Origin of the sequence: Enterococcus rivorum, from assembly GCF_001742285.1 — a bacterium.
Classification (GTDB): domain Bacteria; phylum Bacillota; class Bacilli; order Lactobacillales; family Enterococcaceae; genus Enterococcus_L; species Enterococcus_L rivorum.
In genome coordinates this window covers 59,019-73,569 of the sequence record NZ_MIEK01000010.1, presented here as the reverse complement: position 1 = coordinate 73,569, position 14,551 = coordinate 59,019, and the positions used below count along the sequence as shown (strand labels likewise).

17 protein-coding genes are annotated in these 14,551 nt (G+C 35.5%); 2 read left to right on the top strand and 15 right to left on the bottom strand.

The features are described 5' to 3' along the window. The 14 genes from BCR26_RS04720 to BCR26_RS04655 form a co-directional block, all read right to left on the bottom strand. The coding region (locus tag BCR26_RS04720) for a hypothetical protein (protein WP_139124882.1) at positions 1-212 on the bottom strand (212 nt) is incomplete at its 3' end. A 7-nt stretch (positions 213-219) separates the two neighbouring features. Continuing rightward, the gene (locus BCR26_RS04715) at positions 220-483 is read right to left on the bottom strand and encodes a DUF3130 family protein (RefSeq protein WP_069697825.1); all 264 of its coding nucleotides are present in this window, start codon (positions 481-483) and stop codon (positions 220-222) included. 81 nt (positions 484-564) lie between these two features. Further along, positions 565-858 carry a WXG100 family type VII secretion target gene (locus tag BCR26_RS04710; RefSeq protein ID WP_069697824.1) on the bottom strand — a complete coding sequence of 98 codons (294 nt, stop codon included), beginning with the start codon at positions 856-858 and terminating at the stop codon, positions 565-567. 344 nt (positions 859-1,202) lie between these two features. Next, the gene (locus BCR26_RS04705; RefSeq protein WP_069697823.1) at positions 1,203-1,694 is read right to left on the bottom strand and encodes a YehS family protein; all 492 of its coding nucleotides are present in this window, start codon (positions 1,692-1,694) and stop codon (positions 1,203-1,205) included. 288 nt (positions 1,695-1,982) lie between these two features. Beyond that, the gene (locus BCR26_RS04700; RefSeq protein ID WP_069697822.1) at positions 1,983-2,906 is read right to left on the bottom strand and encodes a transketolase family protein; all 924 of its coding nucleotides are present in this window, start codon (positions 2,904-2,906) and stop codon (positions 1,983-1,985) included. Further along, the gene (locus BCR26_RS04695) at positions 2,899-3,738 is read right to left on the bottom strand and encodes a transketolase (RefSeq protein ID WP_069697821.1); all 840 of its coding nucleotides are present in this window, start codon (positions 3,736-3,738) and stop codon (positions 2,899-2,901) included. The genes BCR26_RS04700 and BCR26_RS04695 overlap by 8 nt, the downstream gene beginning before the upstream one ends. After that, positions 3,738-5,105 carry a PTS ascorbate transporter subunit IIC gene (locus BCR26_RS04690; protein WP_069697820.1) on the bottom strand — a complete coding sequence of 456 codons (1,368 nt, stop codon included), beginning with the start codon at positions 5,103-5,105 and terminating at the stop codon, positions 3,738-3,740. The genes BCR26_RS04695 and BCR26_RS04690 overlap by 1 nt, the downstream gene beginning before the upstream one ends. A 27-nt stretch (positions 5,106-5,132) precedes the next feature. Next, positions 5,133-5,414: a PTS sugar transporter subunit IIB gene (locus BCR26_RS04685; protein ID WP_069697819.1), complete on the bottom strand. Its 282-nt coding sequence runs from the start codon at positions 5,412-5,414 to the stop codon at positions 5,133-5,135. An 80-nt stretch (positions 5,415-5,494) separates the two neighbouring features. Then, positions 5,495-7,531 carry a BglG family transcription antiterminator gene (locus BCR26_RS04680; protein ID WP_069697818.1) on the bottom strand — a complete coding sequence of 679 codons (2,037 nt, stop codon included), beginning with the start codon at positions 7,529-7,531 and terminating at the stop codon, positions 5,495-5,497. Between the two features lie 212 nt (positions 7,532-7,743). Continuing rightward, on the bottom strand, positions 7,744-8,394 hold the full coding sequence (gene trmB / locus BCR26_RS04675; RefSeq protein ID WP_069697817.1) for a tRNA (guanosine(46)-N7)-methyltransferase TrmB: 651 nt from the start codon (positions 8,392-8,394) through the stop codon (positions 7,744-7,746). Positions 8,395-8,490: 96 nt separating this feature from the next. Continuing rightward, a complete protein-coding gene (locus tag BCR26_RS04670; RefSeq protein ID WP_069697816.1) occupies positions 8,491-9,270 on the bottom strand; it encodes a phosphotransferase family protein in 780 nt (259 codons plus the stop codon). A gap of 113 nt (positions 9,271-9,383) precedes the next feature. Then, complete coding sequence (gene dat, locus BCR26_RS04665) at positions 9,384-10,238, bottom strand: D-amino-acid transaminase (protein ID WP_069697815.1); 855 nt, start codon at positions 10,236-10,238, stop codon at positions 9,384-9,386. Between the two features lie 3 nt (positions 10,239-10,241). Beyond that, complete coding sequence (locus BCR26_RS04660; RefSeq protein ID WP_084387018.1) at positions 10,242-11,459, bottom strand: ABC transporter permease; 1,218 nt, start codon at positions 11,457-11,459, stop codon at positions 10,242-10,244. A 1-nt stretch (position 11,460) separates the two neighbouring features. After that, a complete protein-coding gene (locus tag BCR26_RS04655) occupies positions 11,461-12,198 on the bottom strand; it encodes an ABC transporter ATP-binding protein (RefSeq protein WP_069697814.1) in 738 nt (245 codons plus the stop codon). A 370-nt stretch (positions 12,199-12,568) separates the two neighbouring features. On the opposite strand from BCR26_RS04655, the gene BCR26_RS04650 reads away from it, so the two are divergent. Further along, positions 12,569-12,997, top strand: coding sequence for an HIT family protein (locus tag BCR26_RS04650; RefSeq protein WP_069697813.1), 429 nt, complete (start codon positions 12,569-12,571; stop codon positions 12,995-12,997). After that, positions 12,997-13,335: a YtxH domain-containing protein gene (locus BCR26_RS04645; RefSeq protein WP_069697812.1), complete on the top strand. Its 339-nt coding sequence runs from the start codon at positions 12,997-12,999 to the stop codon at positions 13,333-13,335. Before BCR26_RS04650 ends, BCR26_RS04645 begins: the two co-directional genes overlap by 1 nt. A 77-nt stretch (positions 13,336-13,412) precedes the next feature. On the opposite strand, the gene BCR26_RS04640 is transcribed toward BCR26_RS04645, so the two are convergent. Then, complete coding sequence (locus BCR26_RS04640; RefSeq protein ID WP_069697827.1) at positions 13,413-14,129, bottom strand: DUF975 family protein; 717 nt, start codon at positions 14,127-14,129, stop codon at positions 13,413-13,415. Positions 14,130-14,551 lie beyond the last annotated feature (422 nt).

Below are 14,551 nucleotides of genomic sequence, written 5' to 3'. Positions count from 1 at the left end.
TCCTCATCTAATTGCTGGAGTGATCGTCTGGCAGAATATTCCGCCTCGGTGCCTTTACTATAATAAAGAATCTCTTCTAAAATGGCTTCTTGTTGTTTATACACTCGTTGTAAATCACGAATCAAGAAATTACTTTCGCTATCTTTTGCTTTGATCTCTCTGATTCGCTCTTCCTGCTGTTCTATTTTCAGTTGTAATTGTTTTTTTTCCATAATCGCCCTACTTTATTGCATTTTTTTCTGATTGTTTGATTGCTTGATGAATTTTCGATAAGTTCCCAATGTCTTTTGAAGCGTTGCTTTTGAAAGAACTTAGTATACTCCCTAAAGAAGACAAGCTGCTCTTCATGCCACTGGCAGCAGAACTTTCTGAATAGCTCATCTTTCCTCCTTGTTTTGGTTCAAACGTTAAGGAAGAAAGGCTGTTGGAGAACTGACTGGTTAAATCAGTGACAGTTGCTTCATCGGTACTAATTTTTGCCATGTATTTCCTAACTCCATTCTTTTCAATTTAAATACGAACAAAAAAGCCAGAGAATGAACACTTTCTCTGACTCCGTCATTCTTAACGATTATTAATGGCTTGTGAAATATCGTTATCTGTATCACGCATAATTTGCGCCACTGAACGTAACTGCTGATTGATTTGTTCCAGCAACTCGCCAAACTCACGAATCTTTGGTTGTAATTCTACAAATTGGTTATCAAAGCTTTCAAACCCGCTTCCTTCCCAGTTAGAACGGATAGCATCCTGCTCTCTTTCAAGATTCGATAAAACTGTTAAAATTTCTTCTGACCCTTGTGTATATTTTGTTGCGGATGTTTCTAATTCTTCTGGTGATAATTTGATTTGTGCCATTCTTTTTCCTCCAATAATAAAATAAAAACTATGTAACATTGAAAATGATTCTGATTTAATCATATCAATAATTATAATTAAGTGCAATGTTTTATTGAAATTAAAAAATTTAGAATCTCAGAATCACAAAATATCAATACATACTTTTTAATAAAAGAGATCTTTTACTTTAAAGAGATTCCTTCATCTCTCTTCTTGATTAACTAAATTTATTTTACAAACAATTCTTTTAAATAGAATCATAATATTTATTCAGTTTGAACTATACAAACACAAAATATTTATATACAAAAAAAGCAGGAGGTAAGTAAACTGCTGTGTTTACTACTCCTACTTTTTCTATTTTACGTTCTATATTGAATCGTAAGGCCTTTGAGGAAATTTCTAGCATAGCGATCGCCACATTCCTTATAATTTCGATGGCCTTCTTTTCTTAGAATCGCACTTAGTTCACTGTCTGAAGCATATACATTCGCCAAGCGTAACGCATCAATCATGTCATCACTTGTCAATTTCAAGGCAATTTTAACTTTTTTTAATAATACATTGTTCACTTGATTTTGGCTAGTAATTAAAAAAGTTGGCTTCATAGGTTGCCCGTCTTTAGTCGTTTGTCTGCCTCGTTTATAAATAATCAAACCATTTAGAAACGATTCTAATGTTCGATAATCACAAACGGCATCTCTAGGTAGTTCTTCATCTTCTTGTTTTGTTAATAATTCTCTAAGTTCTTTCTCGGTCATTGTAAGATCTCCTAGCGCAAAAATTTCTAGCATCGTTTGATCTTTTAAGTCTAAGGCATAGCGTAAGCGAATCAGTATATCATTATTATTCATTTCTATTTCTATCCTCCAAAAATACTTGTAAAATTCTCTTGCCTCTTTAAGATGTGTCTGAAACCTCTAGCAACGAATATGTGTACCTCGCTGTCATAAAGACTCGTCTACACACCACAAAAGCTGCGTATTCTTCTTAGTTTCCCACACAATTCTCTAAAAAATCGGATTTCCCCATATTTTCCAGACACATCCTAGTATAACGGTTTCTGAATAAGGATGCATGCTTTTTGTGTAAAAAGAATCAAAACACTGCCATTTTTCTTCAATGACAGTGCTTTGATTCTTTTATTTTCTTAGCTCTAAAAGGGCTTTTGTAATTTTATCAGCCGTTAATCCATAAACTTCCTTCAAATAGTCTAATTTTCCAACTTGCCCAAACTGATCGTTTACGCCAATTCGTTTCAATTTTACTGGATAATGTTCTGAAGTAATTTCGGCAACAGCACTGCCTAACCCACCAATAATGTTATGGTTTTCTGCGGTGACGATTGGTCCCATTTTAGCTGCTTCTAAGACAATTTCTTCATTCATCGGTTTAATTCTAAATAAGTCAATCACTTGGATAAATAATTGTTCTGCCTCCAATTTTTCAGCCGCCTGAAGTGCTTCCTCAATCATTATTCCGGTAGCAAAAATAGTCGCATCTGTGCCTTGTCGTAAAACTCGATAGCCTTTGGAAAAATCATCCGTTTCATCGTACAAAGTAAGTCCTTTTTTTCGAATAGTGCGAATGTAGACAAGTCCTTCTGAAACATGGCTTACTTTTAATAATTTTTTGAATTGAATAGGATCAGCGACTTCATAAATCGTAATTTCTGGGACAGTTCGCATTAAAGCCACATCTTCAAAAGGCATATGAGTGCCACCATTCATTTCTGCAGTTACCCCAGGATCACTTCCTACAATAACGGCATGATTCTTGGCATAGCCTAATGATAAAAAAACTTGGTCAAACGCTCTTCTAGTAGCAAAAGGAGCGAAGGTGTGAACAAACGGACGAAATCCTGTTACAGCTAAACCAGCTGCTAAGCCCATTTCTTGAGCCTCCATGATTCCCACATTAATGTATCGCTCTTTTAGCGTTGCCTTTAATTGAACGGTATCCATCGAACTAGATAAATCTGCTTCTAATGCCACAACTCTTTGATCCGTTTCTGCTAGTTCCAAAACCGTTTCTGCATATACTTGACGCATTTCTTTTTCAGCCATGCTGCTCCACCCCTTTCGTTTCCTTTGAAAGTTCTGCTATAGCCTTTTGAATAGCTTTCTGGTCAGAATCATTCGGCCGAACATGATGATTATTTGTCATCTTTTCAAAATAGTCGATGCCTTGCCCTTTCGTTGTATCTAAAATAATTGCTATCGGTTTGCCTTTTAAAGTCTTTGCTTTTTTGATTGCCTGACTTATTTCTGCCACGTTCCGTCCGTCTACTCGCCAACTGTTAAATCCAAACGCAATCATTTTCTCAACAAAATCAAAAGGTTGGCAAATTTCATCTGTGTACCCATCCAACTGCTTTTTATTATCATCAATCAAAACAACAAAATGGTCTAAGCGATGATGTGCGGCAAACTGAAAGGCTTCCCAACACTGCCCTTCATTTAACTCTCCATCCCCCACGATACAATAGGTATCGTTCTTTTTTCCTAAGATCTGATTTCCTTTTGCAATGCCGGTAGCAGCTGAAACACCTTGTCCTAGAGAGCCCGTAGTCATATCAACTCCTGGTGTCTTGTTCCGATCAGGATGTGAAGGTAAATTCGTACCATTTTGATTTAAACTATAAAGAAATTTTTCATCAAAATAGCCTGATAAAAATAGTGTTGCATAGAGTGCTGGACCAGCGTGCCCTTTGGAAAGTACGAAATAATCTCGATTGGGATCTTTGGGATGCTCTGACGATTGATTCATTGCTTCTCCATATAAAACTGCAAGAGCTTCTACAATCGATAAACTACCACCATAATGGCCAAAACCTAGATGATCCAGCTCTTTCATAGTATAATACCGAATTTGGTTAGCGAACTTTTTTAAGGACATTAAGCTGCTCCCTCCATCTTATCGTTTTTTTTCTTACCAAAAACTGTTAATGCTAACAACACCCCTAAAACAGCTAACACACCAACTACCACCGCTATCTGCCCACCAGTGTTCGCCAACTTACCTAAGAAAATCCCTGTTACTCCGTAATCAGTATCTGAAAAAGTCGAACCTTGTAAACCCATATCCCCCATGACAGGCATCAACAAGATTGGCATGAAGCTAATGATGATTCCATGAACAAATGAGCCTGCAATCGCTCCACGTATTCCGCCTGTTGCGTTCCCAAAAACACCCGCTGTTGCGCCACAGAAAAAGTGAGGAACTACGCCTGGAATAATCACTGTTGTTCCAGTTGCAACCATAATTAGTAAACTGACAATGCCACCTAGAAAGCTAGTTAGAAAACCAATTAGTACCGCATTTGGAGCATAAGGAAAAACAATGGGACAATCTAAAGCTGGGATCGCATTTGGTACTAATTTTTCAGAAATCCCTTTAAATGCTGGAACTATTTCAGCTAAAATCAAGCGAACACCTGCTAAAATAACAAAGACTCCCGCAGCGAATAGTCCTGCCTGTTGAATAGAATAAATAATGTAATTCGTTCCTCCGCTTAATTCAGTAGTAATAAATTCATTACCTGCAAATAGAGCCACAAACACATAGACAATACTCATCGTTAAGGTAATACTTACTGTAGAATCACGTAAAAAAGACAATCCTTTTGGAAAATTAATATCTTCAGTTGATTTTTCTTTATTTCCTACATATTTTCCAATCAATCCACTTAAAGCATAGCCGAAATTGCCTGTATGCCCTAAAGCAACATTCTCATTTTTCGTTATTTGTCGCGTAAACGGTTGAGCAATCGCTGGGAAAATGGTGTTGGCTAAACCTAAAGCAAGTCCTCCAACGAAAACTAAAGGAACCGTCCCCATTCCTGTTGCACTCATAATTACCGCAATCATACACGCCATATACAAAGTAGCGTGACCCGTTAAATAAATATATTTGTATTTAGTAATCCTCGCAATTAGAATATTGAACGCCATTCCGGCCAACATGATTAACGCCGTATAGGTCCCATATTTTGTTAAAGCCACCGCTACAATTGCTTCGTTATTCGGAACAACCCCTTGCATGTTAAATGCCTGTTGAAACATTTTGCCAAAAGGATCTAACGAATCTACAATTACGCCGGCACCTGCAGTGACGACTAAAAAGCCTACAAAGGTTTTGATTCCACCACGAACAACGTCAGATATAGACTTTTTCTGTAAGCCTAACCCTAAAACAGCAATTAAAGCGACTAAAATAGCTGGCGTACTGGCAATATCAATCAACACATCTAATAAACCACTCATTTTCTTATTCCCCTTTATGTTTTATTTTTATAGCAATCCTTTTTCTCTACAAACTTGCTCTACTTTCACTTTCAACTCATCCATGTCAATAATACTGTTTAACACGACAACTTCACCTAAATGCTTGGCACTATCTGCTAAATCACCAGCAACAAAAAAGACATCCGCTAAATCCGGTGTTGCACTTCCCATATCATAATGAGACACTTCAACGCCCGTCACACCTAATTCATTCAAAACACTAGTGATATTCATCTCGACCATAAAACTTGATCCTAACCCTGAACCACAAACTGCTGCTAATTTCATTTTTGCTTCCTCTTTTCTTTTTATTTTTTTACATTCTCTAGGTTTACTATTGTTAATTATCTTTCCGCTTTTTCACGACACTACTCTAGCAACTCAATTATTTCTTGCTTTGTTTTCGCATTTAATAATTGCTCTAAATTTTCCTTATTTGATAAAATCTTTGTTAAACTAGCCAAGGCTTTTAAATGCATTTCATTGTCAACGGCTGCTAGACAGATAAAAATAGAAATTTCATGTTTCTCATCCTCTAACAAGTTAACCGGATGGGTCAATTTCAATAACGACATTCCTAAACTTTTTACGCCATCTTCTGGTCTAGCATGAGGCAAAGCAATGCTTTTTCCAATATGAATAAAAGGCCCGTAGTCTTTCACTTTATCAATCATTGCCTCTATATAATTATCGGTAATTTTGTCAGAATCCTTTAAGGGTTTAGCGGATAAAACAATCGCTTCCTCCCAAGTCATTTCTTCATCAGAAAGTTGGATCATATCTTTTGTCAGCAAATCAGATAACATAGGTTTTTCATCTTCTTTCGATTTTAATTTTTTCATCATTTTTCGATTTAGCACATGATATAGCTTCTCTTTCGTAACCCCTTCTTTCAATTGAATATAGGGTAGTAAACTAGCCAGTATTTCATCCACAGAAGGCGCGACAATTCCGGGTATCAATACGTCCTTTTGTACGCTTCGTATCAATTGGTTTTTCTCAAGCTGAGTCATAATCGGGTTAATCACATAATGTCTCTTTAGTGATTGAATTGGTATCGTGGAAAATATTACATCATAATCCGTTTCAGCAATCGACTCTAACTGCTGAATCGTCGTCGTACTTTTAAAATCAATAGTAGGAAATAATTCTTTTAGTTCTGACTGCATAATTAACGAAGAACTGATCCCACTCGGACAAACAACCAAAGCCTTGTATCGAACCAACCGATCTAGCTGTCTTTGATTCCCAATTTCTCCACCAAATAAAATGGTAAAATAGCCAATCTCGCTTTCAGGAATAATTGTTTTCGTATACTCTTGAAAAGGACGTAAAGCAATTTTTGTTAAAGTAAACAATTCTCCATATTGTTCTTTTATTTCATCAATCAACACATTAGATAACGTAAAATGATATTTAATTCGAAAATAAGCTGGCACTAGATGATAAAAAAGATTCAACAGAAGTTTGCGAAATTCCTTAAATTCAATTGCTGCTAATCGTTCCATTTCATGAATCATTTTGCTAGCATATTCCAATAAAAACTCTAAAGAAGTATCTCTAATTTCTCCTTGAATAATTGTCATAAAGAGAAGTCCAAAGTAATCTGCTTCATATTCAGCATTTTTCAACTGGGGAAACTCACGAACAAATTCTCGGCTTGCTTGAAAAACATGTAAGCATCTAACTAATTGTTGCTCACTCTCTTTCGTTGAAAAAGAATAGTGCTCGCCTCGACATAAAAGATACGACATAAAGTAAATCGTTTCCTCTACACGACTAGGGACAACGACTAATTCATTTACCTCAATCGCTTTATAAAAATTTCTTTTAACATCTGCCTGTAATCTGTATGATTTATTTAATAGCCCTTTTGATAGCCCCCATCTACCAGCTGTAGTGGTAAAGGCCACCGTTACCATTTTATGGGCAACAATCCGTATCTGCTCTTCTTTTCCATCTAAGTAAAACCCATTTTTCCTTGAGTAAACAAACAGAATATTCTGTTCCTTTAAGTCCAATCTCAACTTTTTTATATCTGCTAAAATCGTATTTTTACTAACTTGAAAAAATTCTTGGAAATGAAACACAGACAACTCTTCAATCATAGAAAACGTTAAAAGATAAATCAGTGCTTGTCTTTCTCCTTCGTTATAATAAATATCCTCTTCCTTTTTTTCGAATTGAAGAGGTAACCAATAGTCAGGGAACCTTTTCGGTAAAAAAAGCGTCTGTCCATTCCACTGAATTTCTAGATTGTAACTCTTGCTTAACAGATTTTTTATTGTATCTAGTTGCCCCATAAGCTCTTCTTCATTTAAGTCAATCTTATCCACCAGCTCTTGCAAATCATATTTCTTGTCAAAATCCAACGACATAAGATAACTCATTCGATAATTAATCATTGTTTATCACCTGTCCTCACTATATAATGTAAACGCTACAAACTAAAGAATACTTGGGTCTAAAATCTATTCAGCTTTTTTTAATGACTGGACTGATCTCGCAAACATTAGCTTAAATATTTAGCTTTTTCAAAAAAAAAAACGACCTAAGAAAATGAACCCATCTTCTTGGTCGCATGTATCTAATTATGCTATTTTTTCCTAACACTCGATTAGTTAGACTCTGAAACAAATCTCGCTTCCACTCGATAAATCCGTTGTCCTCTGGAAGAAAATTTTTCTTCATATTCGGTCATAATGTTGTCTTCAAATTTACTGTTGTGTAAGTCTAGCCAAACTTGTTCAATAATCATTCCATATTTAGAAAAACTGCTTAAAGAGTACTCAAACAACCCTTGATTATCTGTTTTAAAATGAATCTCTCCATTGGGTTTCAAGATTTCTTCATCTACAGCTAAAAATGTTTTATACGTCAAACGCCGCTTTTCATGGCGCGTTTTTGGCCAAGGATCAGAGAAGTTTAAATAGATTTGATCGATTTCATTCTCAGCAAAATACTGCGTCAATGCTTCTCCATTTACATGTAACAACTGTAAATTAGGTAGTTCTTCTGCTAAGGCCTTTTCAAGAGCAATTGAAAGAACACTTAGCTGCATATCAATTCCTATATAGTTAATTTCAGGATGAGCTTTTGCCATACCAACCACAAATTGTCCTTTTCCCGAACCAATTTCAATATGAATTGGATGATCGTTTCCGAAACGTTCTGCCCACCGACCTTGCCACTTTTCAGGTTCATCTACCACTAATTCAGGGTGGCTAGCTAATAAATCCGCTGCCCCTGGTCTTTTTCTCATTCGCATTCTTTTCATCCTTTCACAAAACAAATAGACGGCGAGAAAAAACAACCGCCTCACCTTCTTTTTCAAAGCTAAGCTATTTTTTCTCGTCCTCTATCGTTAATAACCAAATGTTTGTTTTAATTTTAAAATTTCTAGATTCATTTCTCTACGCTCTCCTGATTGATAATAGCGAATAATTTCTTGTAAAAAACCAAAAAGAACATACCAATAAATTCTTTTTAAAGCTTCCTCACTAGGATAAAGACCATAAGCCAATAACCACTTTTTCCAAGCTTCTCTGGGAACATAATGCCCTAGCAACATGCCAATATCCAAAGCAGGATCTGAAATCATTACCGAATCCCAATCAACTAGATACAAATAACGATTTGAAACAATCCAATTTCGGTGATTAACATCTCCATGTACAACCATATATTTTTGCAAAGGAAAATCTGGTAGATTAAGCTTTAAATATTGAAGGACTCTTGTCAAATAAGAATTATTTCTTAATTCTAAAGGTATATTTGCCTCATAATCTTCCAATAAATCCGTTGGTGTAAATATTTGTCCACCAATTTTCCCTAACATATTTTTCAACATATTCGAATGATGCAAGTGATACAAAACATCCACTACATCGTTCCTGCTGCCTATTTCATTTGCTGTCAGTAAATAGCCGTCTAACCACTCTTGTGCCGTTAAGACATCACCATTCGCTGTTCGTTTTGTCCAAACTAGCTTAGGAGCAATCCCTTCTTTGGACAAAGCTGCCAAAAGTGGAGAAGTATTTCTTTTAATGAAGACTCTTTCAGTCTTTCTTTTACCCATGTATGTTTGACCAGTTGCACCTTTAATGGGCTGCAATCGCCATTCTCTATCCAACTGAAATTCCATGGAAACTATCCCCTATCTCACTTTTTAATTGCCCTTTTGCAGCACTTACCATTCTATCGCCCCTGGCGGTCTTCGTCAAGCATCTCTACTGTACTTTTAATAAAGATATCTATTTAATCTTTGCAAATACTGTTAACAGAAGCAATATAAGCCTCTTGAATTTTTTTAGTCCATTCACCTAATTGTCCAGTGCCAACAACTTGATCCTCTATTTGAACCACAGGAATCAACTCAATCAAAGAGCCGGAAATAAAACACTCATCTGCTGAGAATAACTCTTCTTCATTAAACGCTTTTTCCTTCACTGGAATTCCTAAGTCAGTAGCTAACTGTATAATCTTTTTCTTCGTGATTCCCGGTAAAATTAAATTTCCATCGGGATGAGTATAAATCACGTCATCTTTTACCAACCAAAAATTGGCAGCAGAAGCTTCTGTTACTTTTCCATCTCTAACCAAAACAGCATCATCAAAACCACGACTACGAGCATTTTCCAACGCTAGAACATTGCCTAATAAACTTAAAGATTTAATGTCACAGTGGAGCCATCGAGTATCTGGAACAACCCCTACTTTAATCCCCTTTAATTGCTTCTCTACTGGTCGCTCGTACGGAATAATATTTGCGGTCAATACGCCACTAACTTTCGTTGGATCTGGCAATGCGTGATTTCTAGGGGAGTCTATTCCTCTAGTCACTTGAAAATAGAGCTTTCCTTCTTGAATTCCTTCAAGAGCTACCAACTTTTTCAAGTTTGTTGCGAGCTCTTCTTTTGTAAATGGCAAGTGTAACTTAATTTTTTCAGCGCCAGTCCATAAACGGTTTAAATGCTCTTGAAACATAAATAAGTGCCCGTTATAAACTCGGACAACTTCATATAGGCCATCACCATATTGATACCCACGATCCTCAATATCTAATTTCACTTCATCACGTTGGACGATTTGATCATTCCATAAAACATACATCTATTAACCCTCCATTTTCTTTAAGCGATACGGAACATAAATTTTTGAAAAAAGAACAACTTCAACGGCAAGTGCCCCAATAATAACTAGTACTTCAGAAAAAACTGGCAAAGCAATGATAACAAAAATACTAAATAAAATTGCTGCAATCAACAATAACCATGTAATTAATTGACTCACCGCTTGTTTCTTTTGCTTCATAGGAATTGGATACAAATGAGTCATAATCATATAATCAAATCGAACATAAATCGGAATTAACTGAAACCCAATCAAATAAATAAATAGTACTGAAACACCTAACGAAATCCAAAACTCTTTTAAGAATAGTAAAATAATCCCACCAACGAATACTAGTCGGAGAAACAAACCACTAAATTCAGAACCTCTGATAAAACTTCTCCCATAAAGATAAAAGTACGTATTCGCCGTATTTTTTTTGATTCTATTTAAAAGTGGATCAAAAATTTTTCTGCGTTTCACACTACTAGTTATTTCAGGAACATCTGTAAATAAATGAATAAATTGATAAATTTGATGCATCCGATTTTTTTCTTTTTGAATCATACCTTCCCAATCTAAAGAAACTTCTTGTTCTTTTCTCTTCAGAATGAAATAGAAACACACCGACTGAAACAATCCCAAAGCCAGCCCCACATATGGAGATACATACAAACCACTCAAAATGATAAGCAAACTAGTCAATGCCCAAAGAATGACCCCTCCTTGACGCTGACTTGTGGAAATTTGATACAACTCATATTTCTGTAGCAAAAGATGGCTAATTTTCAAAAATGCCAATGTAGCTAAGAAAAAAAAGAAAGTTGAAAAAGTCCAGCCTGTCGAAATAACAACCAGTGGCATAGTCATCCCACTTACTAATAACAAGGTAATAAAAGGTAACCAAAAAGAATAACGGACAGCACGAAGCAAATAACCTTTCATTTCCGGCTCTTTTGGTAATATAAACACCTTGTCAGCCTCTTCAGCTAGTGTAGCAATCTTGCCAAACAACAAAGTCACTAACCAAATAACTGCGACAATCATTCTACCCCAAACAAAATCTTTCGGTAATGTTTTTAATGTCTCAGAATAATAAAAACCTAATCCTCCTAAAAGAAAAACGCAGACTAAAATAAAATGATCATTGAAGACATAGCGCATGTACTTCATCATTTTTTTCAAATGTCTGGATAATCGAGTGCTATAAAAACCAGTCATATTATCCCACCTTTTCTTCCTTCGTTAAAGCAATATAGATATCATCTAAAGAGGATTCAGGTAAATTGAACTCTTTCCTTAATTCTTCCATAGAACCAACAGCTCTTACTTCTCCCTCGTGAAGAACCACGAATCGATCACAATATCTTTCAGCTGTTGCTAAAATATGAGTAGACATTAAAATCGCTGCCCCTTGATTACGCATCTCGTCCATTAATTCCAATAATGCATGAATCGCTAATGGATCTAGTCCTAAAAAAGGTTCATCAATAATATATAAACTTGGCTCAATTAAAAAGGCACATAGAACCATCACTTTTTGCTTCATCCCTTTAGAAAAGTTTGCAGGAAACCAATCTAACTTGTTCTCTAAACGAAAAGTCTCTAACAATACGCTGGCTCTTCTAAATGCTTCTTCTACTGGAATATCATAGGCCATTGCTGTCACTTCAATATGTTCTCTTAAAGTCAGCTCTTCGTAAAGGGATGGTGTTTCAGGAATATAACCAATTTTTTTTCGGTAACTTTCTGGCTGCTCTTTTAATGTTTCTCCATCAATTGAAATTTTTCCCTTTTGGGGTGTCAATAGACCGATCACATTTTTGATTGCAGTACTTTTTCCAGCACCATTTAAACCAATTAATCCTACCATTTCACCAGATTTCACTTCGAAACTGATATCTTTTAATACAGGAATATGACCGTAGCCACCTGTTAAATGTTCAATCGTTAAACTCATTTCTTTTCCTCCAAACAGTTTTATGCTCGTTCATCTTTGAAAATGAGCAGCACAAGTATTTCTATTATACCACGAAGTTTTTAAAGGAAACATGCACTTTTTTTCCAAATAAAAATCAAGATATGGTAAAGTAAAGTTAAGCACTTATCTAATCTTTCAAAACGGTAACTAGAATGTCTCTGAAAACTAAGGTAAAAACCAGTTTTTCCAAAGAATTGTGTGGATAACTAAGACGAAAAGTAGCTTACGTGTTACTTAGGCGAGGGAACTTTTGTGACAACAAGTAACATACAATCCACTAAAATAATCGTCACTAGAGCTTTCAAACACATCCTAATTCCGCAATAAAATAAAAGAAAAGAGGGGTATCATGACAGATTGTATTTTTTGTAAAATAGTTAACCACGAAATTCCCAGTTATAAAGTCTATGAGGATGACAATGTATATGCCTTTTTAGATATTACGCAAGCTACGAAAGGTCATACACTTTTGATTCCCAAAAAACATGTTACTGATATTTTTGAATATGACGGGGACTTAGCCGCTACTGTTTTTGCTTGTGTGCCTAAAGTTGCTCGTGCGTTGGAAAAGGCATTTCCTGAAATGGAAGGGTTAAATATCATCAATAATAATAAAGAGATGGCTTACCAATCCGTTTTCCACTCCCATATTCATTTAATTCCACGCTATGGAAAATCAGATGATTTTTCTATCCATTTTGGTAATAACCAAAGCCAATACTCACCAGAACAAATGCAAGAAATTGCTAAAAAAATAGAAAAGCAGGTGATTCATTAATGTCAAGATTTGCAAGAGGTCTTTTTTGGGGTTCCGTTATTGGCGGCCTAGGTGGCTTGTTTTTGGCTCCTAGAAGTGGGAAAGAAACCCGTCAAAAAATTGTCGATGAAATTGATGACTTAACTGATTTAACAATGGATGTAAATGATAGTCTGGAACAATTCAAATCTTCCTTAGAAGAGGTTAGAATAACTGCCAGTACCTTAATTGAACCTTTCGTTGATGGCGTTCAAAGAGACGTGGATAACTTTCGCTTCCAAGCAGATCCAAGAATTGAACAAATGAATGAACAACTAGCAAAGCTACAAAATGATTTGCCAGATTTTCCTGAAGAATAAAACAAAAATACCAGTCAAACTCATTACTAAAACAGAGTTGGCTGGTATTTTTTTGTTTTAGTTTCAACCAGTTGTTACTAGTTTTCTTCAATAGTTTCTGCTTCCGCTAGTGTATTGTAAAAAGCAGCTTTAGTTGTATTAACATAAGGCGTAATCCATAGAAAACCAATCCCAAAGGTTAAAATACCTAAAAGATACCAAGGAATAAAACTAAGGTCTAAAATAAACAGTTGCATTTTATGCCCCTTCATCAATTGACGACTGGCAGTAATACAATCTGTAAAACGAAGTTTTTCACCAGTTGTAGCGTAAGTATCATAATAAATAAAATAGGTTTGTGAATAAGCATATCCTTTAATAAATCCTGGAATAATAAATAGCAGAGTCCAAAAGAAAATGAAAACGGCTTGCAATAGATACAAACCAATTATAGGACCTAAAAAGGCATCTCGAAATCCTCTTGTAGCATCTTTAAATGGTCTAATTTCACGACCCGGATTTCTTAACAAGTCCAGAAATGTCCAAGATATCCCTACTGTAAATAAAGCAGTCAATAATCCCGAAATCAGTCCTCCTCCGCCACTACTGCTAGCATTATTGGCATGGTCCATCGAAGAATATGAACTGTAACTATTAAAATCAAATAAACTAAAAAACAACATAAAAAGACTAACCAAAATAATAGATGCAATAATCATGATTGCTGTTGGAATTAGATTTAGCAAGACAGCCTCTTTCCAGCGGCCTTTTAACGTTTCTTTTGCTTCTTGTTTTAAAGCTTTTCTATTCATCACTATCAATCCTTTCATAAAAATAGATTTTTCAATTAAAAATAGAAGAACGACAATTGGAACATACAAACTTCCTATTCCTATTTTATAACCTTAAAGAAAATATAACAAAAATTCAGCATTGGATGATTGCGACTATTTTTGACTGTACTAACCCACCAGTAAAAACAAAGACAAATTAGTGTTGTATAAAATAGATTAGATTATTCTACTCTATCAATAAACAAAGAACGACTTGGCTCCACTACCAGTACTTAGTACCCGTGGAAAACCGTGGAACCAACTGCTGGTGGTTCCGCTGTTTCTCTGGAAGAAAAACTTTTTTGAAAATTTGTTAACCTAGTTTTCAAACCACATTCAAATTGACAATCGGCTATTTTGAACTTTTTGTAGCGTCAATGAATGTGCTTCAAGCTAAGAACAAG